General features: G+C 57.7%; 1 rRNA gene. It reads left to right on the top strand.

The features are described 5' to 3' along the window. Window positions 1-305, top strand: a 23S ribosomal RNA gene (locus ACZ3HG_RS23305); the annotation flags it as partial.

Genomic DNA, 305 nt, shown 5'->3' with positions numbered 1-305 from the left:
AGCTCACTGGTCAAGTGATTCCGCGCCGACAATGTAACGGGGCTCAAGCACGCCACCGAAGTTGTGGCATTGACATTTTTGGTAGGCCTTCGTGGTCCAGCAGTGTTGATGGGTAGGAGAGCGTCGTGTCGCGAGTGAAGCGGCGGGGTGACCCAGCCGTGGACGCGACACGAGTGAGAATGCAGGCATGAGTAGCGAAAGACGTGTGAGAAACACGTCCTCCGAAAGACCAAGGGTTCCAGGGTCAAGCTAATCTTCCCTGGGTAAGTCGGGACCTAAGGCGAGGCCGACAGGCGTAGTCGATG

This window comes from Erwinia sp. PME.40.26/001 (assembly GCF_055556675.1).
Note: the sequence above shows the minus strand (reverse complement) of the source record. Positions and strands in the feature narration are given on the sequence as shown.